Source organism: Sneathiella sp. (assembly GCF_002694385.1).
GTDB lineage: Bacteria > Pseudomonadota > Alphaproteobacteria > Sneathiellales > Sneathiellaceae > Sneathiella.
The window spans coordinates 76,077-98,396 of sequence record NZ_NZMB01000022.1 but is presented as its reverse complement, the minus strand read 5'-3'; the positions used below and the strand labels follow the sequence as shown (position 1 = coordinate 98,396).

The 22,320-nt window shown below is 56.4% G+C and carries 21 protein-coding genes; 9 read left to right on the top strand and 12 right to left on the bottom strand.

Going from position 1 to position 22,320, the window contains the following annotated elements; all coding sequences use genetic code 11:
• On the bottom strand, positions 1 to 765 hold the full coding sequence (locus CMN55_RS15335; RefSeq protein WP_293950872.1) for a sulfite exporter TauE/SafE family protein: 765 nt from the start codon (positions 763 to 765) through the stop codon (positions 1 to 3).
• A 143-nt stretch (positions 766 to 908) separates the two neighbouring features.
• Between CMN55_RS15335 and CMN55_RS15330 the strand changes: the two genes are divergently transcribed.
• From CMN55_RS15330 to CMN55_RS15315, 4 genes are all read left to right on the top strand, one after another.
• Positions 909 to 1,913, top strand: a complete 1,005-nt coding sequence (locus CMN55_RS15330; RefSeq protein WP_293950871.1) for a zinc-dependent alcohol dehydrogenase family protein — start codon at positions 909 to 911, stop codon at positions 1,911 to 1,913.
• Positions 1,914 to 1,938: 25 nt separating this feature from the next.
• Complete coding sequence (locus CMN55_RS15325) at positions 1,939 to 2,784, top strand: fumarylacetoacetate hydrolase family protein (protein ID WP_293950869.1); 846 nt, start codon at positions 1,939 to 1,941, stop codon at positions 2,782 to 2,784.
• 35 nt (positions 2,785 to 2,819) lie between these two features.
• Positions 2,820 to 4,040 (top strand): serine hydrolase domain-containing protein, encoded by a 1,221-nt coding sequence (locus tag CMN55_RS15320; protein WP_293950867.1) that lies wholly within the window; start codon positions 2,820 to 2,822, stop codon positions 4,038 to 4,040.
• A gap of 107 nt (positions 4,041 to 4,147) precedes the next feature.
• Positions 4,148 to 4,978: a GNAT family N-acetyltransferase gene (locus tag CMN55_RS15315; protein ID WP_293950865.1), complete on the top strand. Its 831-nt coding sequence runs from the start codon at positions 4,148 to 4,150 to the stop codon at positions 4,976 to 4,978.
• Between the two features lie 2 nt (positions 4,979 to 4,980).
• Here the strand turns inward: CMN55_RS15315 and CMN55_RS15310 are convergent, their stop codons facing one another.
• The 10 genes from CMN55_RS15310 to uraH form a co-directional block, all read right to left on the bottom strand.
• Positions 4,981 to 6,177 (bottom strand): urate hydroxylase PuuD, encoded by a 1,197-nt coding sequence (locus CMN55_RS15310; RefSeq protein WP_293950863.1) that lies wholly within the window; start codon positions 6,175 to 6,177, stop codon positions 4,981 to 4,983.
• Positions 6,178 to 6,183: 6 nt separating this feature from the next.
• On the bottom strand, positions 6,184 to 7,401 hold the full coding sequence (locus CMN55_RS15305; protein ID WP_293950861.1) for a cysteine desulfurase family protein: 1,218 nt from the start codon (positions 7,399 to 7,401) through the stop codon (positions 6,184 to 6,186).
• A 153-nt stretch (positions 7,402 to 7,554) separates the two neighbouring features.
• Positions 7,555 to 8,631: a BMP family ABC transporter substrate-binding protein gene (locus CMN55_RS15300; protein ID WP_293950859.1), complete on the bottom strand. Its 1,077-nt coding sequence runs from the start codon at positions 8,629 to 8,631 to the stop codon at positions 7,555 to 7,557.
• 38 nt (positions 8,632 to 8,669) lie between these two features.
• Positions 8,670 to 9,599 (bottom strand): ABC transporter permease, encoded by a 930-nt coding sequence (locus tag CMN55_RS15295; RefSeq protein ID WP_293950857.1) that lies wholly within the window; start codon positions 9,597 to 9,599, stop codon positions 8,670 to 8,672.
• Complete coding sequence (locus tag CMN55_RS15290) at positions 9,599 to 10,675, bottom strand: ABC transporter permease (protein WP_293950855.1); 1,077 nt, start codon at positions 10,673 to 10,675, stop codon at positions 9,599 to 9,601. The genes CMN55_RS15295 and CMN55_RS15290 overlap by 1 nt, the downstream gene beginning before the upstream one ends.
• On the bottom strand, positions 10,665 to 12,218 hold the full coding sequence (locus CMN55_RS15285; protein ID WP_293950853.1) for an ABC transporter ATP-binding protein: 1,554 nt from the start codon (positions 12,216 to 12,218) through the stop codon (positions 10,665 to 10,667). The genes CMN55_RS15290 and CMN55_RS15285 overlap by 11 nt, the downstream gene beginning before the upstream one ends.
• Positions 12,219 to 12,270: 52 nt before the next feature.
• Positions 12,271 to 13,344, bottom strand: a complete 1,074-nt coding sequence (gene xdhC, locus CMN55_RS15280; protein ID WP_293950851.1) for a xanthine dehydrogenase accessory protein XdhC — start codon at positions 13,342 to 13,344, stop codon at positions 12,271 to 12,273.
• On the bottom strand, positions 13,341 to 15,689 hold the full coding sequence (gene xdhB / locus CMN55_RS15275) for a xanthine dehydrogenase molybdopterin binding subunit (RefSeq protein ID WP_293950849.1): 2,349 nt from the start codon (positions 15,687 to 15,689) through the stop codon (positions 13,341 to 13,343). Before xdhB ends, xdhC begins: the two co-directional genes overlap by 4 nt.
• Positions 15,682 to 17,157 (bottom strand): xanthine dehydrogenase small subunit, encoded by a 1,476-nt coding sequence (gene xdhA / locus CMN55_RS15270; protein WP_293950847.1) that lies wholly within the window; start codon positions 17,155 to 17,157, stop codon positions 15,682 to 15,684. The genes xdhB and xdhA overlap by 8 nt, the downstream gene beginning before the upstream one ends.
• Before the next feature lie 37 nt (positions 17,158 to 17,194).
• Entirely contained in the window at positions 17,195 to 17,548 is a 354-nt protein-coding gene (uraH, locus tag CMN55_RS15265) for a hydroxyisourate hydrolase (protein ID WP_293950845.1), read from the bottom strand.
• Positions 17,549 to 17,713: 165 nt separating this feature from the next.
• Between uraH and CMN55_RS15260 the strand changes: the two genes are divergently transcribed.
• The 5 genes from CMN55_RS15260 to CMN55_RS15240 are packed head-to-tail and all read left to right on the top strand — an operon-like array spanning position 17,714 to position 21,428.
• On the top strand, positions 17,714 to 18,475 hold the full coding sequence (locus CMN55_RS15260) for a GntR family transcriptional regulator (protein ID WP_293950843.1): 762 nt from the start codon (positions 17,714 to 17,716) through the stop codon (positions 18,473 to 18,475).
• The gene (puuE, locus tag CMN55_RS15255) at positions 18,472 to 19,392 is read left to right on the top strand and encodes an allantoinase PuuE (protein WP_293950841.1); all 921 of its coding nucleotides are present in this window, start codon (positions 18,472 to 18,474) and stop codon (positions 19,390 to 19,392) included. Before CMN55_RS15260 ends, puuE begins: the two co-directional genes overlap by 4 nt.
• Positions 19,392 to 19,910 carry a 2-oxo-4-hydroxy-4-carboxy-5-ureidoimidazoline decarboxylase gene (gene uraD / locus CMN55_RS15250; protein ID WP_366932088.1) on the top strand — a complete coding sequence of 173 codons (519 nt, stop codon included), beginning with the start codon at positions 19,392 to 19,394 and terminating at the stop codon, positions 19,908 to 19,910. Before puuE ends, uraD begins: the two co-directional genes overlap by 1 nt.
• 33 nt (positions 19,911 to 19,943) lie before the next feature.
• Positions 19,944 to 20,936 (top strand): allantoicase, encoded by a 993-nt coding sequence (gene alc, locus CMN55_RS15245; protein WP_293950837.1) that lies wholly within the window; start codon positions 19,944 to 19,946, stop codon positions 20,934 to 20,936.
• Positions 20,937 to 20,939: 3 nt separating this feature from the next.
• A complete protein-coding gene (locus tag CMN55_RS15240; RefSeq protein ID WP_293950835.1) occupies positions 20,940 to 21,428 on the top strand; it encodes an ureidoglycolate lyase in 489 nt (162 codons plus the stop codon).
• Here the strand turns inward: CMN55_RS15240 and CMN55_RS15235 are convergent.
• The gene (locus tag CMN55_RS15235) at positions 21,423 to 22,169 is read right to left on the bottom strand and encodes a GNAT family N-acetyltransferase (protein WP_293950833.1); all 747 of its coding nucleotides are present in this window, start codon (positions 22,167 to 22,169) and stop codon (positions 21,423 to 21,425) included. The genes CMN55_RS15240 and CMN55_RS15235 overlap by 6 nt on opposite strands.
• Positions 22,170 to 22,320 lie beyond the last annotated feature (151 nt).

The following is a 22,320-nucleotide window of genomic DNA, read 5'->3' as shown; positions in this document are numbered from 1 at the left end:
TTAAGTGAGCGCGCGGTAGATCATGGTGACGCCGATCATGGCGACCATTATCAGGACGAATTTTCTGAAGGTCGTCTGATTGATGAGATGCCTGACTTTGGTGCCGGCCCACATACTGAGAAACAGCGGGCCAAGCCCAATAATACTGTAGGCAAGCTCAGTCAGGCCGAGGATATCCATGCTTTGCAGGCTCAACATGAGAAAAATGCTGCCGCTGAACAGCATGACGCTGACGGCGGCGACAAATTTTTCTTTTTCAAGGCCGATGGCAATAAAAAAGAATACGGGCAGGGTGGCGTAAAGCGTCGTGATGCCGCCAATGATGCCGGAGATAAAGCCGATAACGGGCCCCGATATTTTCTCCTGACGGCCGAGAAAGCCGAAAGAGAAAACCGAAAGCTCGAGCAGGGCAATAACAATCAGCATGACACCGATGCCGATCAGCAGATTATCGGTATTGAGGGCGGAGAGCATATAAACGCCGATGGGCAGCCCCAGAAAAAGGCCAAGATACAGTCGCCAATGGCGGAGGATGGATGATTTTATCTGGCCGGTCACCAGCATCTGGATGAAATTCGTCACCATCATGGGCAGGATCATGATGGCGACCGCTGTGGGGAGAGGAACAAAAAAGACCATGATCGGAACGGCGACTGTCGGCAAACCGAACGCGGAGATACCCTTGACAAAACCTCCCAGAGTGAAGGCCAGACAGACAATCAGGAGATGGAAAAGATTGAACTCGGGAAAATATTGGGCAATCATGGCTTTGTATTCACTATAAAAATAATCAGGCCCGCGTTCTGGGGATCCCCATAGGCCGAGAAATGATGGATCAGCATTATGTACCGACACCGACTCTATCCGTTTTTCCTGACTGATGGCATTGTTTTCATGGAAGGTGAGCGATGAAAATATGGGTAATTGAAGGTGAGGGGGGAGTAGACAACCTCAGGCAGGTTGAACGGGATGTTCCAAAGCCCGGACCGGGGGAGATCCTTGTCCGGATGAAGGCGAATGCGATCAATTACCGCGATCTGTCGACCATTATGAACCCTGCTGCTCGCGGTATTGCGGGGCCGCGCATCCCGAATTCCGACGGGGCCGGAATTGTCGAGGATGTCGGCGCAGGCGTGACTGCCTTCAAGGCGGGCGACCGGGTGGTGGGTACTTTCTTTCAGGACTGGCCGGCCGGTCCCATTCATGCGGGCGTGATGCCGAGTGCGCTGGGCGGGCCGATTGACGGGATGCTTGCGGAATATGTGCTGCTGAAAGAAGGCGGCGCGCTCCCCATCCCGGACCATCTTTCCTTTGCGGAGGCGGCGACCCTCCCTTGTGCCGGGCTGACCGCCTGGAACTGCCTGTTTGAAGCCGGAAAGGCGCGCGCGGGCCAGACCGTGTTGCTGCTCGGCACGGGCGGCGTGTCGATATTTGCGCAGCAGTTTGCCAAAATGGCGGGCATCCGCACCATTCTTACCTCCAGCAGTGAAGAAAAGCTGGCGCGGGCAAAGACGCTGGGTGCCAATGATCTTGTGAATTACCGTCAGCATCCGGACTGGGAAAAGAATGTAATGAACCTCACCGATGGCCGGGGGGTTGATCTTGTTATTGAAGTGGGCGGGGCGGGGACGCTTGAAAAATCCGCCCTGTCGGTGCGTATCGGGGGACGGATATCCCTGATCGGGATTCTTTCAGGCGGCCAGATCGACCCGACCGTTTTCATGCGCAAATCCATCACGCTGAAAGGCGTTTATGTCGGCCCGCGCGATATGTTCAGGGCCATGAATGCGGCGCTGGTGAATAATGACATTCATCCAGTGATTGACGCGACCGTCGATTTCGCAAATGCGCAGGAGGCCTACCGCATGATGGAAAAGGCCACGCATTTCGGGAAAATTGTCATAAACATATAGAACACAGCAGTAATAGGAAAATGTAATGAAACTTTTGAGATTTGGCCCCGCCGGAGCCGAAAAGCCGGGCATTCTGGATATGAACGGAGATATCCGCGATCTTTCAGGGGTGATTGATGATTTCGCGGGCGAAGCGTTTACGGACGAAAATCTGCAGAAAATTCGCGCGCTCGATCCGGCGTCCCTGCCGAAAGCGGCGGGTAATCCGCGGATTGGCGCCTGCGTCGGCAATGTGCGCAATGCGATTTGCATCGGGCTCAATTATTCCGATCACGCCGCCGAAGCAGGCGCGGCGGTGCCGAAAGAGCCGATTGTCTTTCAGAAATCGTCCTCTGCCATCTGCGGGCCGAACGATAATGTCGAGATTCCGCGTGGCTCCCAAAAGACGGACTGGGAAGTGGAGCTGTGCGTGGTTATTGGCAAGCGGGCTAAATATGTGACGGAAGCAGAGGCCCTCGACCATGTGGCGGGATATTGCGTTGCCAACGATGTGTCGGAACGGGAATTTCAGTCCGAACGCGGCGGGCAGTGGACCAAAGGCAAAAGCCATGAAACATTCGGCCCCATCGGTCCCTGGCTTGTCACCCGCGACGAGGTGCCAGACCCGCAGGCGCTCGACCTCTGGCTGGAACTTGATGGCGTGCGCAGACAGGATGGCAATACGAAAAACATGATTTTCAGCGTCAAGACGATTATTTCCTATCTCAGCCAGTTCATGACGCTGACACCGGGGGATATCATCATGACGGGGACACCGGCCGGGGTCGGCCTTGGCCAGAAGCCGGCGCCTTTCTTTCTGAAGCCCGGGCAGGAAATGAAGCTTGGGGTTGTCGGGTTGGGCGTTCAGACGCAAACTACCGTACAGGCATAATCAGGGATGCAGCGCTGATAAAGGGAGGGAATGGCATGTTGAAACCCGTGCAGAAGCCGGAAAGTCTGGGATTCAGTCCGGACCGCCTGCAATATATCACGGACTGGATGCAGCGGTATGTGGATGACGGCAAGCTGGCGGGGACGCAAACGGTCATCGCTCGCAGCGGCAAAATTGCCTATTCCAAATCCATTGGCCTTCGGGATATCGACAGCGCCTCTCCCTGGACCGACGATACGATGGCGCGCTTCTACTCCATGTCGAAGCCCGTCACCTCCGTTGCCCTGATGATGCTCTATGAAAAAGGGTTGTTCCATCTTGATGATCCGGTGGATGAGTTCATTCCTGCTTTCAAGGATATGCAGGTGCTTCGTCCACAGGCCCGGAATATTGAGGACACCGAGCCCGCCAAAGTCCGCATGACCGTTCATAATCTTCTGACACATATGTCGGGAATGACCTATGGCTTCAATCTGGGCGTGCTCGGCGATTATTATGAGAAGGAGAAGATGGATTTCGGTCCGAGGCGCGGGACGCTGGAGAAAGAGGTCAATCGTCTCGCGGCAATGCCGCTTCTGTTTGAGCCCGGTGCGCGCTGGAATTATGGCGTTTCGACCGATGTGGTCGGGCGGCTTGTCGAAGTGATCTCGGGTCAGGACCTCAAATCCTTCTTTCATGAAAATATTTTCGATCCGTTGCGTATGACGGATACGGATTTCGGGGTGCCGGAAGAAAAACTCGGCCGTTATGCTTCTGCCTATATGTCAGACGGCAAGGGCGGCATGGCCCTTCTCGATCCTGCCCGTAAGAGTGCATTTGCAGAGGAGAAGGTGAGCTGTTATTCCGGCGGTGGCGGGCTTGTCTCGACGGCGGCGGACTATCTCAAATTCGCCGAGATGATCCGCTGTCGCGGGGCGGTGGAAGGGGGGCGGCTGCTTGGCCCCCGGACGGTCGATTTCATGACCAGCAACCATCTAAAGGGTGATCTGGCGGCTAACGGACAACCGGTCTTCTCAGAAGTTTCCTTCGTTGGCGTCGGCTTCGGTCTTGGCGGCTGGGTCATGCTGGAACCGGCGCTGTCGCAGATGATGGGTTCTCCTGGTGATTTTGGCTGGGGCGGCATGGCCAGCACGGTCTTCTGGGTGGACCCGGTGGAGGATATGACGGTGCTCTTCCTCACTCAGTTTGTGCCGAGCAGTTTCTACCCCTTGCGCAAGGAACTCCGCACCCTTGTGCATCAGGCTCTTATCGACTGATGATGGTGAAACGACTGTCATGTCTCTGCCATGAAAGTGACATCGGCGGGTAACATGAAACCGGGATATTTCCTGCAAGTTCATACAAGAGTTTGCAGGAGCGTATATTGGACGCGTTACGATTTAACAATCTTGAGCTTCGGCTCGCGGAAACCACTGCTGATGTCGATGCGGCGCAGGCCCTCCGGTTCCGGATTTTCTATGAGGAAATGGGGGCGAAACCCGGTGATATCGCACTTGCCAGAAGCCGCGATATCGACCGGTTTGATACCATTTGTGATCATCTGCTGGTGATTGATCTGGAGCGGGGCAGTGATGCCGCCCCCTGTGTGGTTGGCACATACCGCTTTCTCCGTAGCAGCATTGCGTCCGTGCATGGCGGGTTCTATTCTGAAAACGAGTTTGATCTCGGTCATCTCAAGTTTTTCCCGGGCGAAATCATGGAGCTCGGCCGGTCCTGCATTGATGCGGATTATCGCCGCCGCGGGGCCATGCAGCTTCTCTGGCGCGGCATCGCCGAATATATCCGTCGCCATGATGTGCAGGTGATGTTCGGTTGCGGCAGCATTCACGGTACCGATCTGAAAGAGCACGCGCGTGTGCTCTCCTATCTGCATCATTATCATAAGGCGCCAGGGCACCTCCGGCCGCGGGCGCTCGAAGAACATTACATTCCCATGAAGATGATGAAACGCAAGGAAGTGGATGTCGAATTGGCGCAACGGGAGCTGCCGCCGCTTCTGAAAGGTTATCTGCGGCTAGGCGGGCATATCGGCGATGGGGCCGTGATCGATCACCAATTCAATACGATTGATGTCTGTGTGGTGGTGGAAACGGAGAATGTCACGGATAAATATATCCGCCATTTCTCGCGCGATCGTCGGGAACCGACGGAGGCGCGCGTCGCAACCGGCAACCCGGCGCCGCTTTATTCCTGATCTCAATCCGTTATCGCCGCCCCTTGTGATATCCACCAGCCGAGGATCTTGCGTTCCTCCTCGGTCATCTTCGTGATATTGCCGAGCGGCATGGTATGGGTGTCGACCGTCTGCTGACGGATACGGGTTTTTTCCCTTGCCATCTGTTCGGGTGTCTCAAGGCGAACCCCCTTCGGTGGGCTCGGATAATCCGCATTGGACGGCTTCGCGGCATGACAGCTTGTACAGCGGTCATGGATGATTTTCTCAACATCGCTGAAAGAAACCTTTTCGGCCGGTACCTCATTGGATTTGGGGGAGGCAAGCCAGGCAATGGCGCAGAACAGCACAAAGGCAGCGGGAAGAAGGAAAAAACCCTGTTTCGCCCGGCCCTGATTTTTCATGTTGAAGTAATGACGGACCATCACGCCAACCAGCGCCAGCCCCGCCAGCAACAACCAGTTGAGCGAATTACCGAAGGTCATGGGATAGTGGTTACTGATCATAATGAACAGAACCGGCAGGGTGAAATAATTGTTGTGCAGCGAGCGCTGCTTGGCGCGCAGACCATAGATCGGGTCTGGCGCCTCGCCTTTCTTGGTGGCGGTGACGAGGGCAATCTGTCCTGGAATGATCACTTTCAGCACATTCGCCGCCATGATCGTGCCCATCAGCGCCCCAATATGGATGTAGGCACCGCGCCCGCTGAATATCTGCGAGAGGAGGAAAGCCGCAAGGGTCAGCAGGAGGAAGAGTACAAGCCCGAACCAGCCCTGATGATTTATCAGCGGGGATTTGCACAGCAGGTCATAGATGATCCAGCTGCCAAAGATGGTGCCAAGACCGATCAGGATGGCGGCATCTGCGGAAATATCGGCCCTGCTTCTATCGAGAAGATAGATATCTGCCCCGAAGTAATAAAGAATGACTAGCAGGATAAATCCGCTGATCCAGGTGAAATAGGCCTCATATTTGAACCAGTGAAGTGTCGATGGAATTTCCGGCGGCGCGAGGCGGTATTTCTGCACCTCATAGAAGCCGCCGCCATGAATGGCCCAAAGCTCGCCGCCCACTCCGGCCTTGTCCTTGGCCCCCTCCTTGACGGGCGGTGTCAGATTCATATCCAGCCAGACGAAATAGAATGAAGCGCCAATCCAGGCAATGCCGGTTATTACATGTATCCAGCGGATTGCCAGTTGCACCCACTCCATTATTTCCATGCGGTGCTACTCCCTTTTGCGTTCTTTCTGCGGCAAGGCCAATCTGCGGCAGACATCGACAAGCTGCGCGGCAGCATAATTCACCTCTGTAAGTCCGGTCGGCCGTCCGAGGCCGAGGCGGACTGTACTGGCGGTGTTATTCGCGCTTCTGCCCATGGCGAGTAAGACATGGGAGGGCGTTGCCTCCTCCGAATGACAGGCCGAACCGGTGCTGAGGGCGAGATCGGGCAGCTCATGTAGCAGTTCTTCCGCGTCCACGCCATCAAATGTGATACTGAGGCATCCCGGGATCGAGGGCGCGCCATCTCCATTGATACGAACGGCATCGCCAAGACCGGCGCGAAGCTGCTCGATCAATGTATGGCGTAGCAGGGTGAGGCGCCGCGCCTCCGTTCTCCGGCTTTCGGACAGGATACGACACGCCTCTCCAAATCCGACACAAAGGGCCGTCGGCAGAGTTCCTGAACGGATTGCCCGCTGTTGAGAACCGCCATACATCAATGGATTGATATGCGTTCCTTCGCGGATATAAAGCGCGCCGATTCCCATGGGGCCGTAAATCTTGTGGGCAGACAGGCTCATCATGGTCAGATTGGTTGTTTCCACATCTATCGACTCACTGGCGAGCGCTTGTACGGCGTCACTGTGAAAGGCGACATTCTGCCATTCGCATATCCGGCCAATGGCTTCGATATCCTGCTTGACGCCGGTTTCATTATTGGCCGCCATGATGGAAACCAGAATGGTGTCATCGCGAAAGGCGTCAATTAGCCGGTTTAGATTGATCAAGCCTCTGCTGTCCACGTCAAGGAAGGTGACATCGACGCCCTCGGCCCGGGCCAGGTGATAAAGCGGCTGGCGTATGGCATCATGTTCCGTAGCTACTGAGATGATATGACGCGGCCCCTTGCGTGCGCGGGCATAGCCCATGAGGGCAAGATTGTTGGCTTCCGTCCCGCCGGATGTGAAAATTATCTCATTCGGCTGCGCGTTTATGAGCGCCGCAATGTTGCGGCGGGCTGTTTCAATTGCATGCCTGGCACGATGACCAAAAACATGCGTCTTGCTGTGTGGATTGCCGACAGAGGCGCCAAGCCATGGGGCCATGGCGGTTTCCACTCTTGTATCCAGCGGCGTTGACGCCTGATAGTCCATGTAAAGTGGAAGGGAAATCTGCTTCCCTTCAAAGAATATCTCCCGTCTGGTTTCAAACCGATTGACCATGTTCACGCGCCTCCCAATTCGCGTCCGATCCTGACCATATGCGTGTTGTTGATTATTGCTTTCTTTCGCGTCGATCCGCCTCAAGGTGCATGTGACAAAAGCTGAATGCCCGTCGGCTTTTGACATGCCGACGGGATAAGTGATCGTGGCAGCTTACTTCGGGAGCTGCCCTTCAACGCCTTCGACATACCAGTCCATGCCGAGGAGTACATCATCGCCAAGAGTTTCCCCTTCGGCCGCACCAACGGAGCCATCCTGTTTTTTAAAGGGGCCGGTGAAAGGATGGATGGAGCCGTCAATGATCCCCTTGCGGGCTTCTTCCGCGAGGGCGACGACATCTTCCGGAATTGCTTCATTATAGGGCGACAGCTCTACCATGCCGGTATCCAGTCCGCCCCAGATGTCCTGCGATTTCCAGGTGCCATCCAACACGGCCTTGGTCCGTTCCACATAATATTTGTCCCAGTTGTCTATGATAGCCGTCAACTGAGCCTTGGGCGCGAATTTGGACATATCTGACGCCTGTCCCACGGCCCAGACGCCACGGCTTTCCGCAACCTGCAACGGGGCGGGGCTGTCGGTATGCTGCAAGATGATATCGGCGCCCTGATCAATCAGGATCTTGGCGGCGTCCCCTTCCTTGCCCGGATCATACCAGCTATTGATCCAGGCCACCTTGACCGTCACATTCGGATTGACGCTGCGGGCGGCAAGGGTCATGGCGTTGATGCCGCGCACCACTTCCGGAATGGCGACAGAACCGACATAGCCAATGACATTGGTCTTCGTCATCTTGCCCGCAATCTTGCCAACCACGTAACGGCCCTCATAGAAGCGGGCGGAATATGTGCTGACATTGTCCGCGCGTTTATAGCCGGTCGCATGTTCAAATTTTACATCCGGAAACTGCTTCGCCACTTTCAGGGTCGGGTTCATGAAACCGAAAGAGGTTGTGAAGATCAGCTTATGGCCTTCAGACGCCAGTTTGCGGATAACCCGTTCGCTGTCCGGGCCTTCCTTCACATTTTCCACGGCGGATGTTTTGACCTTGCCGTCAAAGGCTTCCTCGATTGCCTTGCGGCCGACGTCATGACGATAGGTCCAGCCGTGGTCACCGACCGGACCGACATAAACGAATCCGACCTTGTCTTCTGCGTGGGCCGTTCCGGCAAGCATCCCCGCCGCGAGAGCCACCGCGCCGATCAGGCTTGAGATATGTTTCAGTTTCATTGCTTTCTCCTTTGTCTTTTTGATGGTAAAATATTTCCTTATGCCGCCGGATGGAACACCCTGCCGATACAAGCCGGGGCATGTTTGCGAATGCGCGACTGATCCTTCGATATCAGAACAAGAACAACGATGGTTGCCACATATGGCAGCATCGACAGGAATTGCGAGGGAACGTCGAGACCGGCGGCCTGCGCGTGCAGTTGCAAAATGGTGATGCCGCCAAACATATAGGCGCCGAGCAGAACCAGGCCGGGCTTCCATGTGGCAAAAACGATCAGCGCGAGGGCGATCCAGCCACGACCTGCTGTCATATTTTCAGCCCACATCGGAGTGTAGGCAAGCGATAGATAGGCGCCACCAATACCGGACATGGCGCCGCCGAATAGAACAGCAAGATATCGGATGGCGATAACCGGATACCCGATGGCATGGGCGGCGTCATGGGAATCGCCCACCGCCCGCAGGATAAGCCCCGCTTTGGTTTTATAGAGAAACCAGCCCACAACTCCGACCATAATAATGGAAAGATAGACCAGGGCGTCCTGGGCAAACAGGATCGGGCCAAGGAAGGGAATGTCGGAAAGGCCGGGAATGTTGAGCTTGGTCAGGGCGTCCACCGGTACTCCGACAAAATCCTGTCCCATCAGGGCGCTGAGGCCAACCCCGAAAAGTGTCAGGGCGAGACCCGTTGCGACCTGATTGGCCATAAGAGAGAGCGTCAGGATGCCAAAAAGCAACGCCATCGCGGCGCCGGCGAAGGCGGCGGCGGCAACGCCCAGGAAATAGCTGCCGGTCACGGTTACGGCAATGAAACCGGTCGCCGCGCCGACCAGCATCATTCCCTCCACCCCAAGATTGAGCACGCCTGACTTTTCCGAGACAAGCTCGCCTATTGCGGCGAAGACAAGCGGTGTTGCGGCCGTAATGACTGTCAGAAACACGGGTACGATCCAGTCAAATCCACTCATCAGGACACCGCCTTTGTGGAGAAATTCCACCGGAACCGGTAATGGATAAGTACATCGCTGGCGAGCAGGAAGAACAGTACCATGCCCTGAAAGACACCGGTCACTGCGAGCGGCAGGCCGAGGTTGATTTGCGCCGTTTCTCCGCCGAGGTAGGTCAACGCCATAAGCAGCCCGGCGAAGAAAATGCCCGCAGGATGCAGCCGCCCGAGGAAGGCAACGATGATGGCCGTAAAGCCATAGCCCGGTGAAATCACCGGCACGACCTGATCAATGGGGCCGCTGACTTCCGATATGCCCGCGATTCCGGCGAGCGCGCCGCTGAAAAGCAGGGAGAACCAGATGATTTTTTTCTGGCTGAACCCGGCATAGCCGCCAGCGCGCGGGGCTTCGCCGATCACCTTGACCTGAAACCCGATCAGCGTCCTCGCCATCATGATCCAGGTGCCGAGGACAGCCAGCAGGGCGAGCAGGGTGCCAAGGTGCATGCGGGTCCCCGCAATCAGGATCGGCATGTCCGCGCTGTCGCTGAAAGTCTGGGATTCGGGGAAGTTGAAGCCCGCCGGGTCGCGCCACGACCCGTGGATAAGAAACGACAGGATAAGGCCCGCCACATAGACCAGCATCAGGCTGGTCAAAATCTCGTTGGCATTGAAGCGTGTTTTCAATACCGCCGGAATGGCCGCCCAGGCCGCGCCGCCGACTGCGCCCATCAGGATCATGACAGGCAACAGGAAAACGCTTTCCGTTTCAGGGTAATAGATAAACAGGCTGCTGCCGAAGATCGCGCCCATGAGGAGCTGTCCTTCCGCACCGATATTCCAGACATTGGCGCGAAACCCGACGGACAAGCCGATCGCACAGAGGATTAGCGGGGTCGCCTTTACAAACAGTTCGGAGAAGCCATAGGTGGAATCAAGCGGAGCGACAAAAAACTGGTAGAGCGCCTCCATCGGATTGACGCCGAGCACTTCGAACAAAATGATGCTGGAGAGGACGGTAAGCAGCAGCGCAATCAGGGGCGTTGCATATACCATTCCCTTTGAGTATTCGGGGCGCTTTTCGATCTTAAGCCACATGAGATGCCTCCTTTGGCGCGCCCGTGCCATGGGTGCCGCCCATGAGGAGGCCGATTTCCTCGACTGTAATCTCCTTTAATGACTTGGCGGCTGACAGACGTCCCTCGGAGATTACGGCGATCCGGTTGCTGATGGCGAAAAGTTCGTCGAGATCTTGACTGATCACAAGGACCGCGGCGCCTTTCTCTGCAAGATCGATCAGCGTCTGATGAATGAAGGCCGCCGCACCGGCATCGACGCCCCATGTGGGGTGAGCGACGATAATGACGTCGGGTTTTTGCAGGATTTCGCGTCCGACAATGAATTTCTGTAGATTGCCGCCGGAAAGTGAGTTGGCCGTATGGAAAATGCCAGGTGTGCGGACATCGAATTTTCTGACGATATCAGTCGCATAACGGGCAGAAGAGATGTTGTTGATAAACCCTGCACTTATCAGTTTCATGCGGTTGTAACCGCTTAGGAACGCGTTTTCGGAAAGCGTCATTTCCGGCACGGACCCGTGGCCCAGCCGGTCTTCGGGCACGAAGGCAAGGCCAAGGTCGCGCCGTTCGTTCGGCGAAAGCCAGCCGATATATTCACCATCAAGTGTAACGGCATCCGCCGCCTGGCTGCGGGTTTCGCCGCTCAGCGCGGATAACAGCTCGATCTGGCCATTTCCGGCAACTCCGGCAATACCAAAGACTTCACCGCTTTTCACATTGAAGCTGATGTCCTTAAGGCTGATGCCAAATTCCGTCGTCGCAGGGACAGTCAAGTTCCGGACCTTGAGGCGAACATCACCTCCTTTGACGGCCTTGTGATGCGCAGGCGCGCGCAGGCTGCTACCGATCATCATCTCGGCAAGAGTTTTTGCGGTTTCCTTTGTCGGATCACATTCATTGATGAATTTGCCCCCGCGCAGGATTGTCGCCTTGTGACAGAGCGCCCTTATCTCGTCGAGTTTATGGCTGATATAGAGGATCGAGACCCCTTCGGTGGCAAGGCGGCGCAGGGTTTCGAACATTTTTTCCGCTTCCTGCGGCGTGAGAACGGATGTCGGTTCATCCATGATCAGCAGTTTCGGATTCTGCAACAGGCAGCGGACAATTTCGATCCGCTGTTTCTCGCCGACGGACAGGGTATGGACCTGACGTTGCGGATCAAGCGGCAGGCCATAGTTTTTCGATACGTCAATGATCTGCTTTTCGAGAGATCGCATATTTTGCCGTCCGGGCAGGCCAAGGGCGATATTCTCGCTTACCGTCATAGCCTCGAACAGCGAGAAATGCTGAAACACCATGCCAATGCCGATCTTGCGGGCACCGTGCGGATTAGGGATGGTAACGGGAACTCCTTCCCAGAGGATATCCCCTTCATCGGCGGCCAGAACGCCGTAGATGATCTTGACGAGCGTACTTTTCCCCGCCCCATTTTCGCCGAGCAGCGCATGGATTTCACCCGGCATGATTTTCAGATCGATATGATCATTGGCAAGGCATCCCGGGTAGGCCTTGGTGATCCCCCTCAATTCAAGCTGGGGCGCGCCGCCCCCCGTTTCACTCATTCCGCCACCCTTGAAATCGCATATATAACCCCCTTATCCGATCCCGCGTGCCTTATTTTCCAATCAGGCCATACCTTCTTTCGTCGCAGTTTTCCGCGTTATTCTTTATGTCCGCCTGATGGCGTCTCAACAAATCTGCGGCAACGCCAAGAGCAATTTCCGCAGGCCGCTTTCCTTCAAGCTCCGCCAGTCCGATGGGGCAGGTTATCCGGGAAATCTCATTGGCCTGGAACCCTCTGACGGCAAGCCGCTTTTCAAATCTGCTTCTTTTCGTCTGCGACCCGATCAGTCCGATGAAGTTTGCCTCCGGCCGCGATGCGAGCAGCATTTCACAGATTTCCAGATCAAGTTGATGGCTATGCGTCATAATAAGAAAGTAACCGCGCGCCGGGCTTTTCGCAATCACACTTTCCGGGCTGTCGGTGATAAATCTGGTAACGTTGGGCGGGAGCCTGGCGGGAAATTCCGATGCCCTCTGATCGACCCAGTTAATTTTACAAGAGAGCGGAGAAAGGGCGGAGATGAGCGCCTTGCCCACATGTCCGGCGCCAAACAGGGTGACGTGAAATTCAGCATCGGAAAGGGACTGCAGAAGGGTGAAGCCGTCCGTATCAGGCACCCCATCTCCGGCGGGCCGGATAATTTCTGCTCCGGTGTTTATTAAACGACGCGTTGCGGCTAGACGCAGAGGGGCATCAAGAAGTGCCAGGCTGTCCGCGACATCAATAATACGGCGCGAGACTTTGCGGCCGTCCCATTGCGATAATAAAACGCATTCCGTATTATTTTTATTAAACCGGTTAAAAATATTAAATAGGAAATCGTCAGTCGGGCGATCCATCAGAAGCTCTACATATCCGCCGCAGCACTGCCCCAGCTCCGGCCCGAGAGGGAGGCGCAGCAGCATCGTCTCATCCGGGCTTTGTAGCAATTTGCGCGCCTTGCTGATGGCGCGGTACTCCAGATTGCCGCCGCCGATGGTACCAAAGCAATGGGTTTGCGTGACCAGCATGGTGGCGCCTGTCTCGCGCGGGGTTGATCCGCGAACGGTGCCAACGGTGATCAGGACGGCAGGCCCATGTTGTTGGGGGTCATACCGCCCGGCGATCTCGGCCCAATTGCTCATTTCGCCCCCGCCTTGCTGGCATGTGCTCTTTGGCGTAAACGGTCAACTGCCAGCAGGACGCGTTCCGGGGTCGCGGGAGCGTCAAGATCGGGGTATGCTTTATAATCAGTAACGCTGGATATGGCATCGGCTATGGCGTTGAAGGCGGAGATGGCGAGCATGAAGGGCGGCTCCCCCACCGCTTTGGAGCGGAAAATCGTTTCCTCCGCATTTTTGCCGCGTGCAAAAATCTGCATGTTGAAATGCTCGGGACGGTCGCTGCAGGCGGGGATCTTGTAAGTGGACGGCGCGTGAGTTTTGAGGATGCCCTTGCCGTCGAAAAAAAGTTCCTCTGTTGTCAGCCAGCCGAGCCCCTGAATATATCCACCTTCGATCTGCCCAAGGTCGATGGCCGGGTTCAGACTCTGTCCCGCATCATGCAGGATATCGACGGCAATGACTTTGTTTTCTCCCGTCAACGTGTCAATGATGACTTCCGAAACCGCCGCTCCGTAGGCGAAGTAATAGAAGGGCCGCCCGCTGTAGCTTTGCGGATCATAATGGATTTTCGGAGTGCGGTAAAAACCGGTGGCGGAGAGGGAGATACGGGCCATATAGGCCTGTTGCACAAGATCGCGGAAAGCGATGGTGCGCTTGCCGACACGGATGCGATTGGGCAGGAAATGAACTTCTGACGGATCAACCACATAATGCGTGGCGGCAAAATCGGTCAGGCGGCGTTTAAGCGTCAGCGCCGCCGCCTCTGCCGCCTTGCCATTCAGATCCGCGCCGGAGGAGGCAGCGGTGGGAGAGGTGTTGGGAACTTTATCCGTTCGTGTCGCGGTGATTTTTACCCGTTCAATATCAATCTGGAGAACTTCAGCAACAACCTGCGCCACTTTGATGTAAAGCCCTTGGCCCATCTCTGTGCCGCCGTGATTGATCATCACACTGCCATCGGTATAGATATGCAGCAGGGCTCCCGCCTGGTTCATATGTGTCGCGGTGAAGGAAATGCCAAATTTGACGGGTGTCAGGGCAATCCCCTTTTTTAAATATGGGCTGCCCTGGTTGAAGGCGCGAATGGCCGCGCGGCGGTTTGCATAATTTGCGCTTTTTTCCAGGTCGGCAATGATCTCCGGCGCGATATTGTCGCTCACCTCCATCTGATAGGGGGTAATGTTGCGGCGATCCTTGCCATAGAGATTGATTTTCCGCACCGCGAGCGGATCCTTGTCAAGATAGCAGGCGATGGCATCCATCATACGTTCAGGGGCGAGCATTCCCTGCGGCCCGCCAAACCCCCGGAAGGCGGTGTTGGACACCGTGTGTGTCTTGCAGCGGTGGGAAATGATGGTGACATTTTCAAAGTAATAGCAGTTGTCCGCGTGAAACATTGCCCGGTCGTTGATGGACGCGGATAAATCCACGGACCGCCCGCAGCGGGAAGCGAAAGTGAATTCCGCGCCGCTTACCCGGCCGTCATCGTCAAACCCCATTTCGACCGTGACGGTGAAGTCATGGCGCTTGCCGGTCATGATCATATCGTCATCCCGGTCAAGACGCAGCTTGGCGGGACGGCCGGTCAGCCGCGTCGCGAGCGCGGCAATGCAGGCGAACCACGCGCCCTGCGTTTCCTTGCCGCCAAACCCGCCGCCCATACGCCGCACTTCCACCGTTATGGCGTGATCGGGCAGGTTGAGGAATTTCGCAACATTATGCTGCACTTCCGTTGGATGCTGGGTGGAGGAATGGAGAAAAATGTCGCCGTCTTCCCCCGGCAGCGCGAGGGCGATCTGCCCTTCCAGATAAAAATGATCCTGCCCGCCGATTGCAAAATGCTGTTTCAGCCTGTGCTTCGCCTTGCGAATGGCCTTTGCGGCATTGCCGCGGCGCATTTCCCGGCTCGGCAGGACAAAGCTTTCGGCGGCAAGCGCCTCGTCAATTGTGACGATTGCGGGGAGTGCCTCATACTCAACGATGGCCAGCTTTGCGGCGGTGCGGGCTTGCGCAAGGCTGTCGGCGGCGACGGCGAAAAGCGATTGTCCCGCATATTCGACGATATCTTCCGCAAAGACGGGATCATCCCCAGCAATGGGGGAGGCGTCATTCTCCCCCGGCACATCGCGGGCGGTCAGCACAGTAACCACGCCCGGCGCGGCGCGGACGGCATCGAGATTCATTCTGACGATGCGGGCGTGGGCCTTCTCACTCTGGGCGACGTATAGATGCAGAAGGTTTTTCGCCTCTGCGATATCGTCAATATAAAGTGCGTCGCCGGCCGCCTGTCGGGCGGCGCTGTCATGGGGGCGGGGGCTATGAACCGCCCCGCGAATAACAGTCTGACTGAGCGGCGGGTTACGCATGGGCAATCCCTTTCACGCCGACAATGCGGGTGGCGGTGCCGGAGTCTGTCGTTTCAATCAGGAACTTGCGCAGCAGATTTTTTGCCGCCAAAAGGCGATATTCCCGGCTCGCCCGCATGTCGCTCAAGGGGGCATAATCCTCCCCCATCCGGTTGAGAGCGATATCGAGAGTGGCCGTGTCCCATGACTTGCCGATCAGCGCGGTTTCAACGGTTGTCGCGCGCTTCGGCGTGCCCGCCATCCCGCCGAAGCAGATGCGGATATCCGCCACAATGCTTTTCTCCAGATAGAGCGACATGGCGCCGCAGAGGGCGGAGATGTCCTGATCGAAGCGTTTGGATATCTTGTAGGTGGCGAAATGCGCGCCCACAGCAGGGACAGGGATGAAAACAGTTTCGACAAACTCTCCCTCCCGTAAATCCTGTTTACCGTAGTCGATAAAGAATTCCTCCAGCGGGATTTCCCGCACCCCGGCCTTTGATCGCACGCGCAGCCGGGAATTGAGGGCGATGAGGGCGGGCGGCATATCGCCGATGGGGGAACCGTTTGCAATATTCCCGCCAATGGTGCCGCAATTGCGGATCTGGGTAGAAGCAATACGCCGGACCAACTCCCCAAGATCGGGGTGAAAATCGCTGAGGGTAGGCCATGCGGCGCTATACGTGACGCCCGCGCCGATGAGCAGCCCTTCGGCAGTTTGTGTGATCTTCTGCAGCGCGGTGACTTTGCCAAGATAGACAACTACGGGCAGTGTGCGGTGCTGTTTGGTTATCCAAAGCCCGACATCGGTCGCCCCGGCGACAAGGGTTGCATCCGGGTGCCGGTCCAGGATATCTGCGAGTTCTTCGACTGTATCCGGGGCATAATAATGCCGGCCCTGCCAGGTGAAATGCAGCGTATCTTCCGCCGCGAGCCTCTTCAGGAGAGAAAGAGTCTCTCCCTCCCGTTCGTGGAAGTGATCCTTTGTCCCCGCTCCTGCGATGTTTCTGGCCGCTTCGACAATCGGGCCGTAACCGGTGCAGCGACAGAGATTGCCCGCCAGCACGTCATCAATATGCTGCCGGTCGGTGGTCGCGCCGTTATGCATATCCGCGAAGATCGACATAACAAACCCCGGCGTACAGAAGCCGCATTGCGTCGCGTTTGCCTCCACCATCGCCTGCTGTACGGGATGAAGCGCGCCATCCTCATCCTTCAGATCCTCAACCGTGATCAGTTCCTTACCATCGATAGTCGGCAGGAACTGGATGCAGGCATTGACGGCCTGATAGCGAATGCCGTCTTCCCCGGCCTCCCCGAGCACAACGGTGCAGGCACCGCAATCGCCCTCCGCGCAGCCCTCTTTGGTGCCGGTAAGCGCCTTTTCATATCGCAGATAGTTGAGCAATGTCATGGTCGGATCAACGGCGCCGAGCTCGACAATCCGGCCGTGATGAATGTATTTGATGCGCTGGCGGTAGGATGTCATGGGAGGGGGATCTCTTTCATGCCTGCCTGCCCTTGCCTCAACTGCCGCGATAGGTCGAATAGCCGTAAGGGGAAATCAGCAGTGGCACATGATAATGTTGATCCTTATCTGCGATGCCGAAACGAATAACAACCTCGTCCAAGAATTTCGGATCGGGAAGGGAAAGACCCGTCCTGTCAAAATAGGGTCCGACGTGAAAAACCAGCTCAAAAGTCCCGGTATTAAATGCCGCGCCTTCCAGCAGCGGCGCATCGGTGCGGCCATCGGGATTGGTTGTGTTGTGGGTGATCAGCTTTTTATTGCTGTCGGTAAGGCGAAAAAGCTCAATGCGAATATTGGCGCCCGGCTTTCCGGTAGAAGTATCCAGAATATGCGTTGTCAGCTTTCCCATGCGTATCCTTGGAAGGACAGTGCCATATGCCTGCCGGTATCAGGTCAGGGGGTAAACTCTGCATGAGGCAAGGCGTATTGTCCACATAATTTATTTATTTTGTATACAATTATATATGATATTGTATTATCCAAAAAGGGAAGCAATTAAGGTTGAAGGATACAGATGAACCGGACTGCCCCAACAGCCGCGGTTAACCGGACTGAAGCCCCATCCCGCAAGGTCTCGCAAATTGACCTTATTTATGCGGAAGTGCTGGCTGCGATTTTTGAACAGCGACTGGCCCCCGGAACCAAGCTTGCCGAAGATGCGCTGGGTGAGATTTTTGGCGTCAGCCGGACCATGATCCGCTCAGTTTTGCAACGGCTGGCCCATGAAAGGATAGTGCAGATCCATCCGAACCGCGGGGCTTTCGTGGCGGAACCGACGCCGGATGAGGCCCGCGAGGTTTTGCAGGCCCGGCGCCTGATTGAGGAAGGCATCATCCGTGAGGTTATCCGCAAGCCCTCGCCGGAGGATATAAAAGCCTTGCGCCTGTCCGTCGCGGCGGAGCGGGCCAGCCTCGATAAGGGCGATCACCCGGGATGGGTCCGGCTATCTGGCGACTTTCATTTGCGGCTGGCGGCCATCGCGGGGAATGAGACCCTTGCCGTCTATTTGAGGGAGCTGGTAACCCGCACTTCCCTTATTATTTTACAGTATCAAAAAGGCAATGCGTCGTCCTGCGGCTGCGATGAGCATATGGAAATTATCCGTGCCATTGATGCGGGAGACGAACCCGCGGCCGTTGCTTTGATGCGGGACCATCTCCAGACCTGTGAGGACCAGCTTCATCTTGAAGACAGGGAGGCGGCGGCCGATCTCTACGCCATATTCGCAAAACCGGGCCGAACGGTCGGAAAAGGCGGAAGGGAGACGAGGAAATGAACGGTTATCCGCGCGACATGATCGGCTATGGCGGAATGCCGCCCGATCCAGAATGGCCGGGTAATGCCCGTATCGCGATGCAGTTTGTCCTTAATTACGAAGAGGGGGGCGAGAATAATATCCTGCATGGTGATGACGCGTCGGAGGCGTTTCTCTCTGAAATCACCAATGCGGTGCCGCTTCCCGGTGTGCGCCATATCAGCATGGAATCCCTCTATGGATATGGGTCCCGTGCAGGTGTTTGGCGGATTCTGAAGCTGTTTGAAAGTTACGATATTCCACTGACCATCTTCGCCGTTGCCATGGCGCTGGAACGGCATCCGGATATCGCCCGGGTTTTCGTCGATCTCGGCCACGAAATATGCAGCCATGGCTATCGCTGGATCAATTATCAATATGTGCCGGAGGCAGTGGAACGCGCCCATATGCAGAAAGCCATCGAGATAATCGAACGGCTGTCAGGCTCCCATCCGCTCGGCTGGTATACCGGACGGACCAGCCCCAACACCCGGCGCCTGGTGGCGGAAGAAGGGGGCTTTCTATATGACGCGGATGCCTATGATGATGACCTGCCTTACTGGCATTATGAAACGGGCAGGCCGCAGCTGGTTATCCCCTATACCCTCGATGCCAATGACATGCGCTTTGCCGCCGTGCAGGGGTTTAACAGTGGCGATCAGTTCTTCACCTACCTGAAGGACAGCTTCGATACCCTGTATGAGGAAGGGCAAACCAGTCCGAAAATGATGTCGATCGGGTTGCATTGTCGCCTGGTTGGCAGGCCGGGTCGCCTTGCTGCCCTGAAACGCTTTATCGAATATGCGCGGGGGCATGATCGGGTCTGGTTCTGCCGCCGCATAGATATCGCCCGGCATTGGCATGAAAAGCATCCGCCAAAGTTGGATGGTGTGCGCTGATGCCGAGATTTAAAATGCTGCCTAGTAAAATGAACAAGGTTCAGTTTGCGGCGCGATTCGGAAGTATTTATGAGCATTCCCCCTGGGTGGCGGAACGGGCGTGGGCTGCCGGAATTACCGAGGCGCATGATGAGATTGAGACAATGGCGGAGATGATGGTGCGAATTGTCGATCAGGCCAGTCTCAGCGAGAAGCAGGCGCTTGTGGCAGCGCATCCCGATCTTGCGGGCAAGGCGGCCATCAGTGGGGAACTGACGCCTGCGTCAACATCGGAGCAGGCGGGCGCGGGCCTTGATCAATGCACGGAGGAAGAGTTCCATCAGTTTCAGGCCTATAATCGGGCTTATCGCGATAAATTCGGTTTCCCCTTCATCATGGCCGTCAAGAACAGCAATCGCCATGAAATACTGGCGGGTTTTGCCGCCCGGCTGCATAATGACAGGGAAACTGAATTTGCCCGGGCGCTTACTGAAATTAACCGGATTGCGCGGTTCCGGCTTGCTGCCCTTGCGGCATAGCCGCGTATCATGGAAAGGTTGGAGAATATAGTTATGGTTGAAGCTGCCGCGTTTGCCGCAAAATATACTGATCTTGCTTCGCCGCGTCTGGGGGCAGAGGTTACCTTTGCGACGGATGATTTTTTCGCGGATAAATCACGGCTGATTGATCCGGCGTCGCCTGTCTTTATCGCGGGCAAATATGATGATAACGGGAAATGGATGGACGGCTGGGAAAGCCGCCGCCGTCGCAATGGAGGGTATGATTACTGCATCATCCGCCTGGCGTTGCCGGGTATCCTGCATGGGGTCGATATCGATACCAGCCATTTCACCGGTAATTTCCCGCCTGCCGCCTCCATTGACGCCTGCCTTGTGGATGGGGAGCCGGATGCGGAGACCGTCTGGACGGAAATTCTCCCCTCCGTTAGTTTACTAGGAAACAATCACCATCTGCATGCCATAGCAAATGGCGGAACGTGGAGCCATTTGCGTCTTAATATCTATCCCGATGGCGGCGTTGCCCGCCTGCGGGTCTATGGGGAGGTGCAATGTAACTGGCAGCAGCGCGATAGCACAGAGGTGATTGATCTGGCGGCGCTGTTGAACGGCGGCCGCGGCATTGCGGCCAGTGATCAGCATTATGGAAGCCCGTCGCAAATCCTGATGCCCGGTCGGGGCGTGAACATGGGCGATGGATGGGAGACGCGGCGACGGCGGGAACCTGGGAATGACTGGGCGATCATCGCCCTCGGTCATGCCGGCGTGATTTCGAAAGTCGAAGTGGATACGGCCCATTTCAAGGGGAACTACCCGGATAGGTGTTCCATTCAGGGGGCGCTTGTCACCGGTGGGACGGAGCAATCGTTGGTCACCCAGAGCATGTTCTGGAAAACCCTGTTGCCGGAGCAGCCGCTGTCCATGGACGCCATTCATGCCTTCGAGAAGGAAGTCGTCGATATCGGCCCTGTCAGTCATGTCCGCCTGAATATCATTCCTGACGGCGGGGTGAGCCGCCTGCGCCTGTTCGGGCGGATCGCGAGGTAATCCATGCCGATCCCCATTGAACCGCTGACCAGAGAGGCTTTCGCACCCTTTGGCGATGTGATCGAGACGGCGGGCGCGCAGAATTTCCTTATCAATAACGGATCGACAACGCGCTTTCATGATCTCGCGCGTGTTGAAACAGATGCCGAGGGGCGCGTTCTCGTCAATATCTTCCGCGCCGAGCCGTTGCAATATCCACTTGTCATCAGGCTGGTGGAGCGGCATCCGAAAGGCAGTCAGGCCTTTATCCCGTTGCAGGGGCGGCCCTATCTCGTTCTTGTCGCACCAAAGGGAGAGACCGTTGACAGAAAGGCGCTCCGCGCCTTTCGGGCAGGCGGTCATCAGGGCGTCAACTATCACGCCGGGACCTGGCATCATCCCGTACTGGCATTGGAGGCGACGAGTGATTTTCTGGTGATAGACCGCGGCGGTCCGGGGGAGAATTGCGACGAAATCTTCTTTGACGATCCGTCGCTCACCCTCGCCCTATAGCCTTGTCCGGTAATGATAGCGATACAGCACGTCAACAAAGCCCATCTCGGCCCAGAAATCCTGCCCCAGCCGATTTTCGGCGACGACCTGGAGATAGGCGGCTTTCGCGCCTGATTCCTGGGCCTCTGCCTGCATATGTCTCGCGATACGCCCGGCGAACCCACGGCGGCGGAATTTCCTGTGCGTGGCGAATTCGAACAGGCCGAGGTATGAGCCCGCGCTGACCCCCATACCGCAGGCGACAATCTGCTTGCCGCAGAGAATGCCAATGGCATGGATCCGCATGTCGATGAGGGAGAGCATCTCGCGAAAGACCTGCTGCTTTGATTTATCCTGCCCGGTCAGGGCGGCAATGCCTTTCAGCCAGAATTCCGACGCGGGGTCATAGCTGACAAGATCCTTGCCCGGATCAAGGGTGAGATCACCGGCAAGTTCCTGTATCCGCACTTCCGTCTCACCGAAATAACCATATTCCCGCGCCTCCAGGCAGGCATCCAGCTCCGGATTGGCAAGGGGAGTCAGGCGGAAATGGCATGTTTGCCGTTCGGCCGCATAGGCTGTTTCACAATGTGCAATCTTTTCCGGAAGGGGCAAGACGCCATGCGTGACGACATTGACCGAATTGGCCCGCCGTGTATGGTTGCGGGCAAAGCGCAAGTGCCAGCCGTCATAAACTTCCGTCCTGAGGGCGGGAATGGCGGTGAGGGAATGGGCTTCTATTTCGGCAATCTGTTGTAGCATGATGCGGCGTAAGAGGTTATTGAATCTTGAATTTTTGCAATGCGCGGGGATGGCCGTTTGCATAATGCCACATGAATGACAGGCTGCCTATGGCTTCTTTGGTCACATTATCGCAAGGGGCGGAGAGCGTCCGCAGCAGTCGCGGCCCCTT